General features: G+C 50.3%; 18 protein-coding genes and 1 pseudogene. 13 read left to right on the top strand and 6 right to left on the bottom strand.

Going from position 1 to position 16,340, the window contains the following annotated elements; all coding sequences use genetic code 11:
• Nucleotides 1-254: 254 nt before the first annotated feature.
• On the bottom strand, nucleotides 255-929 hold the full coding sequence (gene radC, locus ABYP33_RS12810; RefSeq protein WP_373091398.1) for a DNA repair protein RadC: 675 nt from the start codon (nucleotides 927-929) through the stop codon (nucleotides 255-257).
• A gap of 98 nt (nucleotides 930-1,027) precedes the next feature.
• Between radC and coaBC the strand changes: the two genes are divergently transcribed.
• From coaBC to slmA, 4 genes are all read left to right on the top strand, one after another.
• Nucleotides 1,028-2,233, top strand: a complete 1,206-nt coding sequence (gene coaBC / locus ABYP33_RS12805) for a bifunctional phosphopantothenoylcysteine decarboxylase/phosphopantothenate--cysteine ligase CoaBC (protein WP_373091397.1) — start codon at nucleotides 1,028-1,030, stop codon at nucleotides 2,231-2,233.
• 62 nt (nucleotides 2,234-2,295) lie between these two features.
• Nucleotides 2,296-4,734 (top strand): phosphomannomutase/phosphoglucomutase, encoded by a 2,439-nt coding sequence (locus ABYP33_RS12800; protein ID WP_373091396.1) that lies wholly within the window; start codon nucleotides 2,296-2,298, stop codon nucleotides 4,732-4,734.
• Nucleotides 4,735-4,772: 38 nt separating this feature from the next.
• Entirely contained in the window at nucleotides 4,773-5,684 is a 912-nt protein-coding gene (argB, locus tag ABYP33_RS12795; RefSeq protein ID WP_373091395.1) for an acetylglutamate kinase, read from the top strand.
• A 31-nt stretch (nucleotides 5,685-5,715) separates the two neighbouring features.
• Nucleotides 5,716-6,300 carry a nucleoid occlusion factor SlmA gene (slmA, locus tag ABYP33_RS12790; RefSeq protein ID WP_373091394.1) on the top strand — a complete coding sequence of 195 codons (585 nt, stop codon included), beginning with the start codon at nucleotides 5,716-5,718 and terminating at the stop codon, nucleotides 6,298-6,300.
• Between the two features lie 25 nt (nucleotides 6,301-6,325).
• On the opposite strand, the gene ABYP33_RS12785 is transcribed toward slmA, so the two are convergent.
• Nucleotides 6,326-6,976, bottom strand: a complete 651-nt coding sequence (locus ABYP33_RS12785) for a hypothetical protein (RefSeq protein ID WP_373091393.1) — start codon at nucleotides 6,974-6,976, stop codon at nucleotides 6,326-6,328.
• A 52-nt stretch (nucleotides 6,977-7,028) separates the two neighbouring features.
• On the bottom strand, nucleotides 7,029-7,682 hold the full coding sequence (gene pyrE, locus ABYP33_RS12780) for an orotate phosphoribosyltransferase (protein WP_373091391.1): 654 nt from the start codon (nucleotides 7,680-7,682) through the stop codon (nucleotides 7,029-7,031).
• A 336-nt stretch (nucleotides 7,683-8,018) separates the two neighbouring features.
• Here pyrE and ABYP33_RS12775 point away from each other — a divergent pair, with 336 nt between their 5' ends.
• Nucleotides 8,019-8,801: an exodeoxyribonuclease III gene (locus ABYP33_RS12775; protein ID WP_373091389.1), complete on the top strand. Its 783-nt coding sequence runs from the start codon at nucleotides 8,019-8,021 to the stop codon at nucleotides 8,799-8,801.
• A gap of 16 nt (nucleotides 8,802-8,817) precedes the next feature.
• Here ABYP33_RS12775 and rph read toward each other — a convergent pair whose 3' ends face one another.
• Entirely contained in the window at nucleotides 8,818-9,534 is a 717-nt protein-coding gene (gene rph / locus ABYP33_RS12770) for a ribonuclease PH (RefSeq protein WP_373091404.1), read from the bottom strand.
• A 180-nt stretch (nucleotides 9,535-9,714) separates the two neighbouring features.
• Here rph and ABYP33_RS12765 point away from each other — a divergent pair, with 180 nt between their 5' ends.
• The 6 genes and pseudogenes from ABYP33_RS12765 to ABYP33_RS12740 all read left to right on the top strand — a co-directional run bounded on the left by ABYP33_RS12765 (nucleotide 9,715) and on the right by ABYP33_RS12740 (nucleotide 13,744).
• Nucleotides 9,715-10,566 (top strand): YicC/YloC family endoribonuclease, encoded by an 852-nt coding sequence (locus tag ABYP33_RS12765; protein WP_373091402.1) that lies wholly within the window; start codon nucleotides 9,715-9,717, stop codon nucleotides 10,564-10,566.
• 251 nt (nucleotides 10,567-10,817) lie between these two features.
• Nucleotides 10,818-12,095 (top strand): annotated as a pseudogene (locus ABYP33_RS12760) (tyrosine-type recombinase/integrase).
• 100 nt (nucleotides 12,096-12,195) lie between these two features.
• A complete protein-coding gene (locus ABYP33_RS12755; protein ID WP_373091388.1) occupies nucleotides 12,196-12,534 on the top strand; it encodes a hypothetical protein in 339 nt (112 codons plus the stop codon).
• A gap of 197 nt (nucleotides 12,535-12,731) precedes the next feature.
• Entirely contained in the window at nucleotides 12,732-13,034 is a 303-nt protein-coding gene (locus ABYP33_RS12750) for a type II toxin-antitoxin system HigB family toxin (protein ID WP_373091386.1), read from the top strand.
• A 31-nt stretch (nucleotides 13,035-13,065) separates the two neighbouring features.
• Nucleotides 13,066-13,437, top strand: coding sequence for a type II toxin-antitoxin system HigA family antitoxin (locus tag ABYP33_RS12745; RefSeq protein WP_000354813.1), 372 nt, complete (start codon nucleotides 13,066-13,068; stop codon nucleotides 13,435-13,437).
• A gap of 13 nt (nucleotides 13,438-13,450) precedes the next feature.
• Nucleotides 13,451-13,744, top strand: a complete 294-nt coding sequence (locus ABYP33_RS12740; protein ID WP_373091384.1) for a hypothetical protein — start codon at nucleotides 13,451-13,453, stop codon at nucleotides 13,742-13,744.
• A 94-nt stretch (nucleotides 13,745-13,838) separates the two neighbouring features.
• Here the strand turns inward: ABYP33_RS12740 and ABYP33_RS12735 are convergent, their stop codons facing one another.
• A complete protein-coding gene (locus ABYP33_RS12735) occupies nucleotides 13,839-14,081 on the bottom strand; it encodes a helix-turn-helix transcriptional regulator (protein ID WP_373091401.1) in 243 nt (80 codons plus the stop codon).
• A 450-nt stretch (nucleotides 14,082-14,531) separates the two neighbouring features.
• Here ABYP33_RS12735 and fic point away from each other — a divergent pair, with 450 nt between their 5' ends.
• Nucleotides 14,532-15,635, top strand: coding sequence for a protein adenylyltransferase Fic (fic, locus tag ABYP33_RS12730; protein WP_373091382.1), 1,104 nt, complete (start codon nucleotides 14,532-14,534; stop codon nucleotides 15,633-15,635).
• A 331-nt stretch (nucleotides 15,636-15,966) separates the two neighbouring features.
• Nucleotides 15,967-16,230, top strand: a complete 264-nt coding sequence (locus tag ABYP33_RS12725; RefSeq protein WP_373091380.1) for a DUF3800 domain-containing protein — start codon at nucleotides 15,967-15,969, stop codon at nucleotides 16,228-16,230.
• Here ABYP33_RS12725 and ABYP33_RS12720 read toward each other — a convergent pair.
• On the bottom strand, nucleotides 16,227-16,340 hold a 114-nt coding region (locus ABYP33_RS12720), incomplete at its 5' end, for an IS3 family transposase (protein ID WP_373091399.1). The two genes, ABYP33_RS12725 and ABYP33_RS12720, sit on opposite strands and share 4 nt — an antisense overlap.

Here is a 16,340-nt window from a genome sequence, read left to right as displayed (position 1 = left end):
CGTGTGATACATTGTTTCCGGTTACCGGACGCTTGCCAGTAACTTGACATACTCTAGACATGATAGTCGCCTCTTCAACCTTTATCCGCATGCGCGGTGCAAAAGGTTTATAAAATCAGGTTCAAACCGGGCCGCCGCGCGCTTACCTATACTCGGGAGCCCTAAGATGATGTGAATCCCGGACACGGCCCAAATGGAGCGCGACTTTATACCAGAAGGGGCTCAAGCAAGCAAGTTTTACTGCAAAATTTTACTCAGAACAAGCCGCGCTCCGCTAGGGAAATTACCTCTGGGCCTGCCACCACACAGTGGTCCAACAAGCGGATATCCAGCAATGCCAAGGCCTCGCGAATCCTTTTGGTAATCCGCACATCGGCGTCGCTGGGCTCGGCCACCCCCGACGGGTGGTTGTGGGCCACAATTAAGGCTGCGGCGTGCAACTCCAATGCCCGACGAGCAATTTCTCGCGGGTACACCGCCGCGCCATCGATTGTCCCGTAAAACAGTGGCTCGTATACGAGAAGACCATGCTGATTATCTAAATACAACACCGCAAAAACCTCGCGCACTTCCTGCCGCAACTGGGCCAACAGAAACTGGCGGGTGCTCGCGGCACTCGCAAACACCGGGCGCTGACGCAAATCCTCTGCCAAATACCGGCGCGACATCTCTACGACGGCCTGCAGTTGCACATACTTTGCATCACCAAGCCCGCGGGAACGGCAAAAGCGCTCTTGACTGGCGGCCATCAGCGCACTCAAACCGCCATGCTCAGCCAATAGCTCTCTGGCCAAATCGACAGCGGACTTACCCTTCACACCCGTGCGCAAAAAAATGGCCAGTAACTCGGCGTCAGCCAAGGCCGCCGCGCCACGCTGCAACAGTTTTTCTCGCGGCCGTTCATCTACCGGCCAATCCGTGATCGCCATATCACCCTCCTTGGTGAGCATACGATTCATGGCACCGGTAGTCGCCAGCGCCGATAAGCTTCATAATACCGCCAAACTCAGCGATGACGAATGGCAATATGAAACAACTGAGCAACCGACATATTCTATTAGGTGTTACGGGTGGCATAGCAGCCTACAAAAGCGCCGAGCTCATCCGCCGCCTCAAAGACCACGGCGCCGACGTGCGTGTGGTGATGACTGCCGCCGCCATGGAGTTTATTACCCCGCTGACCCTACAGGCGCTGTCGGGTAACCCTGTGCACACCACCTTACTCGATCCCGCCGCAGAAGCCGGTATGGGCCATATTGAGTTAGCGCGCTGGGCAGACGTGATTTTGATCGCTCCGGCCAGTGCCGACTTTATGGCGAGGTTGGCCACGGGTCGCGGCGACGACTTACTCACCACCCTATGCTTGGCCACGCCCGCGATCATCGCGCTTGCGCCAGCAATGAATCAGGGCATGTGGCGCGACCCCGCCACCCAAGCCAATGTCGTCACGCTGCAAGCGCGGAACATCCACCTTTTTGGCCCCGCCGCTGGCGAACAAGCCTGCGGTGATATCGGCCCCGGTCGCATGCTAGAAGCCGAGGATCTAGCTGAACGCTGCGCAGGGCTCTTTAATAGCCGCCTGTTGGACGGTGTCCATCTTACGATTACCGCAGGCCCTACCCGCGAAGCAATTGACCCTGTACGCTATATAAGCAACCACAGCTCCGGCAAGATGGGCTACGCACTGGCCCGCGCCGCCGCCGACGCGGGCGCCCGCGTAAGCCTCATCAGCGGCCCCACCAACTTATCCTGCCCAGACCGCGTTCATCGTATTGACGTGGTCAGCGCGGCCGATATGCATAACGCAGCCATGGCGATGATGGGACAGTGCCAGGTATTTATTGCCTGCGCCGCCGTAGCCGATTACCGGCCCGCCAATTGCGCGGGGCAGAAAATAAAGAAAGACAACGAAAGTATGCATATCGACTTGGTTCGCAACCCGGACATAGTCGCCGCCGTAGCAAATCATGCCCAGCGCCCATTGACGATCGGCTTTGCCGCGGAGACCCAAGACTTATTGCGCTACGCTCGGGGAAAACTGCAGCGTAAAAACCTTGATATGATCGTTGCCAACGACGTTGCCAACGCCAGTATTGGCTTTAATGCCAGCGACAATGCCGTAACCGTATTAACCCCCGACGGGGAGCAAAGCATTGCTCAAATGGGCAAAAATCAATTGGCGGTGCAATTGATCGCGCTGATCGCGCAACAATTTCATAGCTCACAAAGCTAGACAGCATGCTCAGGGCCTTCCATTATAAGTATTAAATCTATTAGGGCGACACTAAAGCTGCAATGAGTAAAAAAGCATCTACAACTATCCCAGAAAAACTTAAAAAAGCTTCGCGCTTTTCCGTACTCCAACGTGACATTGCCATTTCAGCAGTCCTTTGTATCTGCGGTATTGTGGCCGCTTTTTATTGGATTCAGAATATTGAGGAACCCCGCGCCCTGACTCAGCGCATAAATACCGTCACCGCGAACAGCGCCGACCACCAGCGCGTCATTATTCGTGAAGCCATTACCCAGCTCAGCACCAGACTCAAGCAACAAGCCGACAATCCTGAATTGAGCAAACTCCTTCAATCCGGTGATCTCTCTGCGCGAAACGCATTTGAACGGAGTTTACAGCGCGCTTTCCCAGAAGCAGTAGACACCAAGGTTATTATTATTGGCCCCCAGGGCATCGCAGATGAGCGCAGCGAGACCGCGAGACTGCGCAATAATATCGAAATTGATATGTTACGCAAAAGCCTCGGCGAAAGCGGTATTGTCATTGAGGCTTACAGTCACAAAAGTGACTGGTTTATTTCCTTCGTCACAAAAGTCGACCAGCATGGCGCCCTCATTATCACGTTCAGCGCCCAGTATTTTGAACACATGCTCAAAAGCCTAGCTGGCAATGCCGTTACCAATGAGCTGATTCAAACCTATAAAACCCGCCGCGACACCGTTATTCGCCCCGCAAACACCGATTACGCTGAGGCGATGCAAAGCCGCGTCTTATCGGTACCAGGCTGGACCTTGCAGGTTTACCCACAACCCCAAACTGTGCAGAATTTGCGCTCTGATGGCACCTTACTGTGGTTACTCTGCATGTCTTGCGTCGCCGCAATCGTCGCCAGCCACACCATCTTCTTTATTCGTGGCTTCGGCATTGCACGCCCAGCGAGCTCGCCACCGAAAAAGGCGGTTCTCGACAAAGCAGAAACGGACATTCTCGACTTAGAACAAGCCCTAGCGAAAAAATTGGCCGCTAATCGCAGTCGCACGCCCAGCCACCGCGATAATTTTCCGGCCCCAGACAGCGCCCCCCCCCTGCCGGAACTACAACAAGGCGCCCGCGCCAGCGCACGTATCGCCCCCCTGGCCACTAACTGCTTTCGCGCCTACGATATTCGCGGTGTCGCCGACACCGAATTAAATAATGAGACCTGCGAAGCCATCGGCCGCGCGGTCGCCAGCGAAGCACTCAGCCGCGGTCAAAGCAAGCTACTGCTCGGGCGTGACGGTCGCCTCAGCAGCCCGCGCATCCACGAGGCCTTAGTAAAAGGCGTACTCGGTAGCGGCGTAGACGTGATCGATCTCGGTCTTCTCGCCACCCCAATGCTCCACTACGCCTGCCAGTATTTTAATATTGGCAACGCCATTATGATCACCGGCAGCCACAACCCCGGCCATTACAATGGCATGAAGATTAGTCTGGAATTCCAAAGTTTAAGTGGGCAAGACATCCAAAACCTGCGCAAACGCATTGAAGATCAAGACTTTGAGCAGGGCCAGGGCAGCTTAACCAACGACAGCATTGAACAACGCTATATCGACCGGATCTGCGGCGACGTTGTCATTGCGCAAACCCTCAAAATTGTTATTGATGCCGGTAACGGTGCCACCGCCCATGTCGCACCCGCACTATTTGACGAATTAGGCTGCGAAGTCGTTCCGCTATTTTGCGAAACCGATGGCAACTTCCCCAACCATGCACCCGATCCCACCGTATTTGAAAACCTCGCCGCACTGCGCACCGCCGTCGCGGACAATCACGCCGACATTGGTATTGCCTTTGATGGCGATGGTGATCGCGTTGCCATAGTAACGGCGAGAGGGAAATGCCCCAAGGCCGACCAGCTAATGATGGTCTTGGCCCAAGACATGGTAGTGCGCAACCCCGGTGCCGAAATTTTGTTCGACATCAAATGTTCACGATTATTGCCCGAGTTAATCATTGAGCACGGCGGTCGCCCCACCATGTGGAAGTGCGGCCATTCGTATATGAAGCGTAAAATGGCTGAGACCGGCGCGCTGTTGGGCGGTGAGTTTTCTGGCCATATCTTTTTCAAAGAGCGCTGGTATGGCTTCGACGACGGTATGTATACCGCCGCTCGGCTACTCGAAATACTAACCCTGTCCGGACGCAGTATGGACGATGCATTGAGCAACCACCGCGCTCTGCTTAGCAGTCCGGAAATCATCATTCCGGTAGACGAAGACCGCAAGTTTGCGATTGTCGAAACCTTTGCTGAGAATCAGGATTTTGCCGAAGCCACCCTCTCTGAGATAGACGGACTGCGCGTTGACTTCCGTCACGGTTGGGGACTGATACGGGCGTCTAATACCGGACCGGCAATTACCCTGCGTTTTGAGGCCGATAGTGAGGCCGCGCTGAGTCGAATTCAGAATGATTTCAAGGATTTGCTAACAAGGATTGATCCCAAGCTGGCAGATAGTCTTTAATAGGCGTTTTTTCGCCACCGACCACAAGAGATTTCAGCATGTCGATGAGTCGCACCGCCGCTGGGGATGTTGCCCGCGTACTGACCGAAGCACTTCCCTATATTCAGCGCTTCACCAATAAAACCATTGTGGTCAAATTTGGTGGCAATGCCATGGTCGATGACAAGCTCAAAGAGCAGTTTGCCCGTGACATCGTGCTCATGAAGCTGGTTGGCATGAACCCCATTGTAGTGCACGGTGGCGGCCCACAAATTGGCGATCTGCTAAAGCGCCTCGCCATTGAGTCGCACTTTGTTGACGGTATGCGCGTCACTGATACCGCCACGATGGACGTGGTCGAGATGGTCTTGGGCGGTTCAGTGAACAAAGAAATTGTGTCGCTACTCAACCGCAATGGCGGCAAAGCCATTGGCCTAACAGGCAAAGACGGACAGTTGATTCGCGCCAAAAAGCTCAAAGTGACGCAGCGCACCCCAGACTTAGCCAAAACCGAAATTATTGATATCGGCCATGTTGGCGAAGTTGAAAAGATCGACACCGAAGTTTTAGACATGCTGGTCAACAGCGACTTTATTCCGGTAATTGCGCCTATTGGCGTCGGTGCCGACGGCGCGTCTTACAATATCAACGCCGATTTAGTGGCGGGCAAGGTAGCAGAAGTCCTCAAGGCTGAAAAACTGATGCTGCTGACCAATATCGAAGGCTTACTAGACAAGTCAGGCAAGGTATTAACTGGCCTGAGCACCGAACAAGTCGACACCTTAATTGCCGACGGCACCATCTACGGCGGTATGCTGCCAAAAATAGGCTGTGCACTTTCTGCGGTAAATGCAGGCGTAGTAAGCGCCCACATTATCGACGGTCGCGTACCCCATGCCGTGCTTCTCGAAATCTTTACCGATACCGGCGTTGGCACGCTCATTACCAATACGCAAAGCGAATTAGATTAAACTCAGCGCTCGATAAGGTCATCTACACCCTATGAATAAACGTCCTTCACGACGCGAAGAAATTCTTCAAGCACTCGCAAAAATGCTCGAATCCCAGCCCGGCACCCGCATTACTACCGCTAAATTAGCGGCAGAAGTAGGGGTATCTGAGGCCGCCCTCTACCGGCATTTTCCGAGTAAAGCCAAGATGTTTGAGGGCTTAATTGAATTTGTAGAAGACGCAATATTCAGTCGCGTCAGTCTAATTCTGGGCGAAGAGTCACACGCCCTAGACCAAATTGCCAAAGTACTGCAGCTGCTACTGACGTTTACTGAGCGCAATCCCGGCATCACCCGTATTTTCAATGGCGATGCCTTGGCGGGGGAAAATGAACGCCTGCGCAGCCGAGTAGTGCAGTTTTATGACCGCCTAGAAACTCAACTTAAACAAATTTTACGCGAAGCCGAAATTCGTGAAGGGTTGCGCACGCGAATCACTGCCAACAGCACCGCCAATATCCTCATTGCTGCCGCCGAGGGCCGCATTGGCCAATTTGTACGCAGTGATTTTAAGCGCCTCCCCACCGAAAACTGGGAGGAGCAGTGGCAGCTACTCACTGAAACTATTTTCCGCTAAACAGCAAGCCCCAACGGAAAACGCCTTATTTTTTCGGTTTTGAGTAATAGTGCCGCCTTACGTCAACCTGCTCCTGCAGGTCTGCAAAGCGACTTTTATCCCGCTCGTAGTTATTGGCGACCTGCTCAAGCTCTTCTTGGCGGGCGCTGATATGTTGTTCGGTAGTGGTAAGTTCGCGGCGCAGCGATGCCAAGGTATTCGTAAGCTCAGAGGGCACCGCTAAACCGCGACGTTCCAATTCTGCAGCCTCAGCCTGATTGCTGTAGACCTGTTGCTTAATAACAGAGAGATTACTTTTTAAAATAGAAATTCGCACTTTTATATCGTTAAGCGCGCGCTTTTTAGCAACATCAATGTCTTGAACATTGCTATAACGCAGCAGCAGCGACTCATCCCATTTCCGGGTTTTAGCATCAGCAGCAGCTCGCGCCGCGGCAATACCAAGTTCTAATTCTCGGGCTTTGCGCTCAGTTTCACTCAGCTGGGGAGCAATGGTTTTCACCACACTACCATCGAGACGAATAATATCGTAACCACGGGGCACTGCGTCTGGCGGTACGCTGTCGTCAATCACCACCGTGCCATCTGGACCGGGATAGCGATAGTAAATACTCTGGGCTTGAACCGCTGACAGCTCAATCCAGCACAGCGCTAATAGCAGTAAAGCACGAGCCATAATCACTGTAATCCCGTCTCCCTTCGCGCTACAAAGTCACTTAATACGCTATTTATATAACAACGCCGTAGCGTTCTCGATACGCATTGATACGTGCTACCAGGTCATCGTCTTCTGCCGATTCCGTCAAATAAGCCACAATATCGCTCAAGCCCACGATGCTCACCACCGCCAAATTGGCATCTTGCTCCAACTCCTGAATGGCCGAGCGCTCACTTTGGCCGCGCTCTTGGCGATCGAGACCAATCGCGACACCGGCTATCTCAGCACCCTCGGCAACGATCATCGCAATCGCTTCTCGGATTGCGGTGCCGGCTGTAATCACATCGTCAATGATCAAAACGCGCCCAACAAGCGCGGCGCCAACAAGACTGCCACCTTCACCGTGGTCTTTCTTTTCTTTGCGGTTATAAGCGTACGGTACATCTCGCTGGTGGTGTTCTGCCAGTGCACAAGCTGTTGCCGCCGCCAGTGGAATACCTTTGTAGGCCGGACCAAACAACACATCAAACTGAACACCCGACGCCACAATAGCATCCGCGTAACAGCGACCCAGTGCCGCCAATGCCCCACCGCTGCTAAAGCGACCGGCATTGAAAAAATAAGGGCTAACACGGCCCGACTTCAGCGTGTATTCGCCAAAACAAAGTGCTTGGCTGGCAATGGCCTGCTGAATAAATCGATGTTGATAGGGTTTAATACTCATTAATACGTCCAATGACTAATATTGCAAATATGTAGCCGCCCATTTTACCCAGCGACGGGGAAAACCTCACCTGCGACACGAAATGCAGGCAAAAGTCCGTAAAAATACTGAACCTCGGCTATCAATCCAGTGTTTTTTTAACAGATATTCTTTCCTGTGATTGTTGTCAATAGGGTTTCATTGTAGTCTAACACCTTGTTTATATCTAAAATTCAGCCACGCTATTGCTGAACGCCACTTTTGTATTGAGGTTTGGCGTCTTAACTCGCTATAACGATTTACCTCAACGCTCAAGCTTGGCCACCACGGCCTCGTTATCAACACGATAGGAAAGACATGAGAATTATCAGCTTTTGCGCTGACAGCATCGTAGATGCTGCAAAAAGAGGCTTCTTCGACTGGGTTACCAAACAGGATGCCGACATCATCTGCATTCAGAACCTAGGCATTGCCGAGTACAAACTTCGCGACGACGTGTATTTTCCCCGCGACTACAACCCGTATTTCTTTGATGCCGCCGACGGTAAGCACAACGGCGTCGCCATTTACTGCCGCAAACTGCCCAAAGCCATCATGACGGGGCTGGGGTTTTTAGATTTTGATATGGACGGTCTCTATATTCAGGCCGACTTTGACAATATCAGCATTGGCAGCTTACTTGCCCCCACCGCCGAAGAAGGCGATAGCGCAGGCCTAATTCGCAAAAACCAATTTTTTGAGCAGTTTGGCAACCATCTAACCAAAGTGCGCAACAAACGCCGTGACTTTATTATTTGCGGTAACTGGAATATTGCCCATCGCGGTATAGATATTCAGGACATTCGCGGTAACCACGGCAAGCCCGGCAGCTTGGCCGAAGAACAGCAGTGGATGGATCGCCTGTTTCGGGAACAACAGTACTCCGATGCATTTCGTCTAATTAATAACGACCCCGACGAGTTTAGTTGGTGGCCAGACGGTGTGCCCGGCACCAACGGCTGGCGGATAGATTACCAAATCACCTCAGAACACATGACGCCGCGAGTTGAATACGGTGCCATTTACAAAGTACAGCAATTTGGCAAGCACGCACCGGTGATTATGGATTACGACTTTGAATTGCCAGAGAGCCCATTCTAAAGGCTCTCTATTTCAATTAAGCCAGCGCCGCGCGCTGCGCCTTGATTAATTCAGCTATTCCCTTCTCTGCCAAATCCATCATTGCATTCATTTCTGTGCGGCTAAACGTTGCGCCTTCTGCCGTGCCCTGCACCTCAATCACGCCGCCCTTGTCATCCATCACCACATTCATATCAGTTTCGGCGTTGGAGTCCTCGGCGTAATCCAAATCCAGTACCGGCACGCCTTGGTATACACCGACCGAAATCGCGGCAACTTGCTGCTGAAGCGGATTACCGTTTATTAAGCCCTTCTTCTGCAAATTGGCCACGGCGTCGGCCAAGGCAACATAGGCTCCGGTGATAGACGCGGTGCGCGTGCCGCCGTCGGCCTGAATCACGTCGCAATCCAAGTAAATGGTATTCTCACCGAGCATATTCAAGTCGATAGACGCGCGTAGCGAGCGGCCTATCAAGCGCTGAATCTCTTGGGTACGGCCACTCTGCTTGCCCCGCGCCGCCTCGCGATCCATACGGCTACCGGTAGAACGCGGCAACATGCCGTATTCCGCCGTTACCCAGCCCTGACCGCTGCCGCGCAAAAATCCAGGTACGCTGTTCTGTACCGACGCAGTACAAATCACCTTGGTATTACCCATTTCAATCAATACCGAACCCTCGGCATGGCAGGTGTAATTGCGGGTAATGGTTAGCTGACGTTTTTCATCGCTGGCGCGCTCGCTGGGTCGTGTCATCATTTAATTCCATTGGCATTCAAAAGAGTGGCGCAGATTATACCTGCCAAGCATCCCCGCCCCAAACTTCTCCCAGACAAACTCCCCCGCCAAATCAAATCACTACTGAAGAAGCTCGCTAAAAAGTTTAGAATGGTGTTTCTAATTAACACCAAGGGGAAGACATTGACTACCAGCAGCATGACCGCCTTTGCCCACCTGCAATCTGACTACCCTTGGGGCAGTGCCACCTGGGAACTACGTTCGGTCAACCATCGCTACCTGGAGCTGTCGTTCAAACTGCCCGAGAGCTGGCGCAATTTGGAACCCAGCCTCCGCGACGCCCTGCGCAAAGGCTTGCAGCGCGGCAAAGTCGAGTGTGCGCTAAAAATTCAGCTGCACACCCAGCAGCAAGAACTACAGCTGAATAATGTCTTGGCTCACCAAATACTCGACGCCGCGAATAAACTCAAAGCCGATATCGCCCACGCCGCGCCCATCAATGTTTTTGAATTATTGCGCTGGCCCGGCGTACTCGAACCCCAAAGTGTCGACGGCGACGCCATTAGCAGCCAATTACTCGAAGGCTTTCAACAGGCCCTCGCCGAACACCTCGCCAACCGCCAACGTGAAGGCCAAGCACTGGCGGACCTCATCACTCAGCGCCTCGACAGCATCAGCGCCATCGTCGCCGACATCCGTAGCAAAATGCCCGGCATCGTCATCGCTCAACGCGAAAAACTACAACAGCGCCTCGCCGAACTCCAAGTGGAACTCAACCCCGAGCGCCTAGAGGCAGAAATCGCCCTCATCGCCCAAAAAGCCGACGTAGACGAAGAACTCGACCGCCTCGACACCCACGTAACCGAAGTGCGTCGCGTATTGAAAAAAGGCGGCGCCAGCGGCCGTCGGCTCGACTTTTTCATGCAGGAACTCAACCGGGAGGCCAATACCTTGTCATCTAAGGCTGTAGTTTCTGAAAGCACTCAGGCGGCGGTAGAGCTAAAAGTATTAATTGAGCAAATGCGGGAACAGATCCAGAACATCGAATAAATTTTTCAGCCGTCCAAGAATGTCTTAAAAGCTCTGTTATTTACTTGTAAATACAGGCCTTTTTTATTTTTCCCGTCCAAATCGGTTTGCAGATATCCGTTACCAACTACCTGTTTAGTGGTGGGCAGTAAGTTGCCCAATTTTCGCATTTAACTCGCCACCACAACAGGTTAGCTGCTGATTCAATAAGCAAATCGGTGGTGGGCAGCCATTATTGCCCCCTCCATTATTTCAGCAACTATGGAGTAAACATGGGAAAACTCACAGCAAAACAGGTTATTGCATACAGCAAAGCCGACCCCAAAAAATATTCAGATGGTGAAGGGCTATACTTTTGCGTCCGCAAACAGGGCTCGCCTTATTGGATGATCCGCTACACCACAGCCAAAGGAAGACGAGAAGCAACCTTGGGACAATTTCCTTTAATGTCGTTGGCAGACGCTAGAATTGCCGCTGCATACTTTCGAAAGGAAGTACGTGACGGTATAGATCCTCTTCTGGAAAAACAGAAAATAGAGTTACCTGACATTGAAACCGTGGATCAACTGTTCCATGACTGGTATCGAACCGATCTGAGCCGACGACTCAAGCACCCAAAGATTCCGTATCGGGTTTACACCAAAGACATAAGCCCAGTCATTGGCATTAAGTGTATCGCTGAGGTGACCGCACGCGATGTGCGCGAAGTATTGGAACGCATTCGAGAAAGTAACCGCCCTACCATTGCCAACGACACCTTGATGTACATGAAGCAGCTGTTTCGACATGCGATTAAGCTCGATTTAACGCTGAATAACCCCGCCGCAGCCTTTACCGTGGACGATGCCGGTGGCGTGGAGTCAAGTAAAGACAGGATGCTCAGCAAAGAGGAAATTCACTACGCCTTCAGCGTGTTTCATACCCATATCAATAAGCTTTGGCCGCGACAACTACCTCGCTTGCTGCCTGTTTTTGGTGTTGGGCGTGCGTAAAAGCGAACTGCGCGAAGCCATGTGGCGTGAAATGGACTTAACCACAGGCGTATGGGACCTACCCAAGGAACGCAGTAAAACTGGCGTGCCGATCAGCATCCCCTTACCCCGCCAAGCTATTGCTTGGTTTAACGAGCTGCAAATCCGCGCTTGTGGCTCGCCTTATGTTTTCCCAGCCAGGCGAGCAAGCCATCGTCCGCATATGGGGCCAGATACGCTTAACCGCGCCATTTCTAAACTCTTTGGTCGCGAGCCTGGGCGCAAAAAGCAGCCTCCCAATAAAAGGGCAAACTTGAACACTTCACCGTACACGACTTACGCCGCACCTTTCGCAGCCTTGCCGCCTCTTTAGGCATTGCAGGCAACGTGGCCGAACGCTGCCTTAACCATAAGCTAAAAGGCGTTGAGGGTATCTACGACCGCCACGATTACTTTGACGAGCGCCGAATTGCTCATCAAACCGTGGCTGATGTGATCGAACCACTGGTGAACTTTGAACCCGCTTCACAACACTACACAGGAGGCAGCTATAGCCAAACTACTGGGAGTTGCAGCTAGGCGGCAAGTGAATGAATCCCCATGAGCATAGACATACTATGTAATTGGGGTGAACGAACGCAGCCAACACCGCTGCAACTTCAAGTAGGAAGGATATAACATGCAATTTATGATGCGACTAGCCCCCATTACCTTTCCAATAGCCATGCTGGCAGGCCTTGATTGGTGTATTGGCATTGCCTTACTCGAACAATCTCATGGCGCAGGCTACGCGCTTACCCGGTATTGCCTGACGACATTCCTAGTACTCGCTCCTTGGCTAGCACTAAAGCTTATGTTCTACGTGATTGTCAGCCTAGGACGTAAACTGGGGCTCATCCCGCCTGCACGCCCAACGTACAGCCTAGGTTATGAAGAATCGCTCTATTGGTTCAGAGTATTGGCCTTCTTCGATGGCAAACGCAGCCGTATGCCTAAAAAGCCAATCAGGCGAAACTAACAAGCTCCCCCATTTGCTCACTTAGTGTGGGCAGTTGGGACAATGGGGCAACACTAGATACAGCAAGCTTTAGAAGATGAATAAGAGGAATTTGAACCGCCCCAAGGAATGGGGCAATCGGGGATGCGGTAACAACTCCTAACCACATCAAAAATGCCAAACTTGCAAAAGTCCCAAATTGGGACTATCATCTATTTATGAGAATTATCGCACTAGCAACCTTAAAAACATTTTGGGAAGACAGCCCAGAATACATTGACGCTAAAGAGCCAACGTTAGCGTGGTATAGGCATGCATTAAACGCTGATTGGGGATCACCGGCCGATGTGAAACAGGACTTTAGAAATGCCAGTATCCTCAAAGATGGGCGTGTCGTGTTTAACATTGCCGGTAATAAATACCGATTAGTCGTTTGGATCAATTATGCCTACAAGGTGGTTTACATACGGCTTATCGGCAGCCATGCACAATACGATAAAATTGATGTGCAAACGATTTAAAGCCAAAAGGTAGTAACAAGAGGTAAATATAATGGACATCAGACCTATTAAAACAGATGCCGACTACCGCGCGGCATTAAACGACATCGAAAACCTAATGATGGCGGAGCCTGATACCATCGAAGGCGAAAAGCTGGACATTTTGGTTACGTTAGTCGAGGCCTACGAAGCAAAGCATTTTCCAATGGATTTGCCAGACCCTGTTGAGGCAATAAAGTTTGAGATGGAGCGCAAAGGCTTAACGGTTAAAGATCTTGAACCCATGATAGGTAAAAGCAATCGTGTTTATGAAATCCTAAACCATAAGCGATCACTCACGCTAAAAATGATTTGGAAACTTCATGAAGGGCTAGGTATTCCAGCAGAGTCGCTGATCAAGCCGCCGCAAGTTCGCGCTTCATAGCGCTTAGTTTGTCATGAATGACGCTCGCTACCCAAACATTTCGGCTATTGATAACAGGCTCGCTGAGCTTGAAAACGAAAAGCAGCAGCTTCTCGCATTGAGAGAAGCTTTGCGTAGCGCTCAAAACGAGCATGCAATACAGGCATGGATACAGCAGGTGGTCGCTTTACTGGTTGGGAATGGCGCGTTTACCCTCTACCCAGTATTAAGCCAGTGCGACAATGCCGCCGAACGTTTAACCCGCTGGCTGACCTATCAGTTACCGCACGTTAAACAAGCGCACGCTGGCTGCCCCATTCACCAATAGCTGAATAGCATTGGCATTATAGGCAAAACCAGCCGGTAATGTTGGCTCGTTGTTACCCATCTCACTGGCAGGTAACGGGGCTGATGCTGACGGTTTATCCACGGCCATAAGCAGCACCGATCCGGCAGGTTTCAATCCACTGGTCGATATCGCTTACTAACCAGCCCACGGCACGCGCACCAATGCGAATGGAACGGGGAAATTCACCATTGGCCATCAGGGCATAAATGGTACTGCGGCCAAAGCCTGTTTTGGCCTTGACCTCGGACAAGCGCAAAATCCGCTGCTGACGCGCTGGGTGTACTGGGTTTGTGGGTGATTGTGTAGTTGGGTTCATCATTTGCTTCCTCACTGATCTGTTAAGTTCTCTTAGGAGTTTGCCCCCACTAGTATTAAAGAGTTAAACGGACGCAGTAGGCAGATAAATGCCCAGATCATGCAGCTTTTTGAGGGTACACGTAGCTACCTGCCCCAGAATTCACATAATGCCCCAAGTAATAAATACCGTATGGGCAGGGTTGGTGTATGACTAAGCGGCGTGAATTAAGGCGTTGCCCAACCTGCCCCAAAAGCCCAATGGATGGTGTGCTGCTTTGAAGTTTCCTACTCAAAACTCGGTTTTGGTGAGTCGTTTGGCTTATGTCTTGATTTGTCGAGTAGATCGACACACTAGAAATTTATGTCGAAAAAATAGTAAAAAATCGACATATAAAATTGATATGTCGATCTAATCGACATAAACTGACCCAATAGTTCATTTATGTCGATATAAACTGGAAATTTAAACATGACCTGGCAAGCAGAGCACCCTTACAACCAATTACCCACATTGCCGCCAAATCTAGATTTCATAGAAACGAAGGCAGTTCTGAAAGCCTGTATTTCTGCACGCGCCGCTGTAGCGGAATTAAAAAAGGCAGGGGAACTCATACCGAACCAAAGCATGCTAATTAACTTATTGCCTTTGCTGGAAGCAAAAGACAGTTCAGAAATTGAAAATATTGTCACCACTACCGATAAGCTTTTTCAGTATGCGCTAGAAGATAAAGGCGCTGATCATGCAACAAAGGAAGCTTTACGCTACAGAACAGCGTTATATCAAGGTTATATACAACTTGAAAGAAAGCCGCTTTGCACAGCGACTGCCATTGAATTATGTAGTACGTTAAAGCACTCCGAAATGGATATTCGTAAAGTACCGGGGACTTTTATAGGCAACCAGACGACTGGAGAAATTATCTATACCCCGCCTGCGGGAGAGAGCGTTATCCGCGACTTATTAACTAACTGGGAGCGATTTCTTCATGATGACGATGATATAGATCCATTAATGAAGATGGCTGTTAGCCATTATCAATTTGAAGCTATACACCCATTTTATGATGGGAATGGTCGAACAGGACGTATTTTAAATGTTTTGTACCTTATTGAATGCGGTCTTTTAACGCTACCTATTTTGTACTTAAGCCGTTTCATCGTTCATAACAAACAAGACTATTATCGCCTATTGAACCAAGTGACCAAAGATCAGAATTGGGAAGATTGGCTGTTATTTATGCTAAAAGGTGTCGAGCAAACTGCCATTTGGACTAGTGATAAAATCACAGCGATTAGGGCACTTATGGAACGTACAACCGATTACATAAAAGCACAGCTACCTAAAATATATAGCTATGAGCTTGTTCAGCTTATTTTTGAACAACCCTACTGCCGTATCAATAATCTAGTTGAACGTGACATTGCAAAACGCCAAACTGCTTCAACGTATTTAAAGCAGTTAGCGGATATTGGTGTGCTGCAAGAAATAAATTCCGGTAAGGAAAAATTATTTGTACACCCGCGATTGATGAATTTAATGACAAAAGATAGTAATAGTATCAACGCATTTTGAGCGTAAAAAATGGCAAAGCTATATTGACAGAAATCGTGCTCGATAAAGCCTTTCAAAACTGCTATTTTTAAACCCTAACAGCAGCGTAAAAACGGCACTGTTTTTCCATTGCTAACCACTAAGATTTAGTAAAAGCCATAGGCAAGTGGTGGGCAGTTTGGTGGACAAACAGGCATTTTTGAACGGTTTCTTTTCGGTAAGTTATTGAGTTTATTAAGGTCTAGTCCACTACTCAATGAGCAGATCCAGAATATTGAGTAGCTTTTTACGCGTCGGCACAAACATGTCTGCTATTGCTCTAACTTAATGGTGGGTGTCGAAAAGGCACTACATGTATGAAAAAGAACAAAAATATCGAAAAAAAGCGGCCGCAAGAGAGGATCATCAGCTTCCGCTGTTTGAATTCGATGCAAAGATCAAAGCACTAGCGTATGCACCAACAACTGACGAAATCTCCAGGACTGAGGGAAGTCCGTTTAGCAGGCACATCGTCTATGTCGATGAGAGTGGTGATCACAATTTGCAAGCCATCGATAAGAGTTACCCCATTTTCGTGCTGGCTTTTTGTTCTGGTCAACAAAACCGGACACATTAATTTGCTAATTTCTCATACTGAACCGGCGATAAATCATTGTTCGATGAGTGGAGCCGGTCTAAGTTGTAATACCTAATGTAAGCTCTAACATCACTGGTCATGTGCTCGCG

This window comes from Zhongshania sp. (genome assembly GCF_041584495.1).
Lineage (GTDB): Bacteria > Pseudomonadota > Gammaproteobacteria > Pseudomonadales > Spongiibacteraceae > Spongiibacter.
Note: the sequence above shows the minus strand (reverse complement) of the source record. Positions and strands in the feature narration are given on the sequence as shown.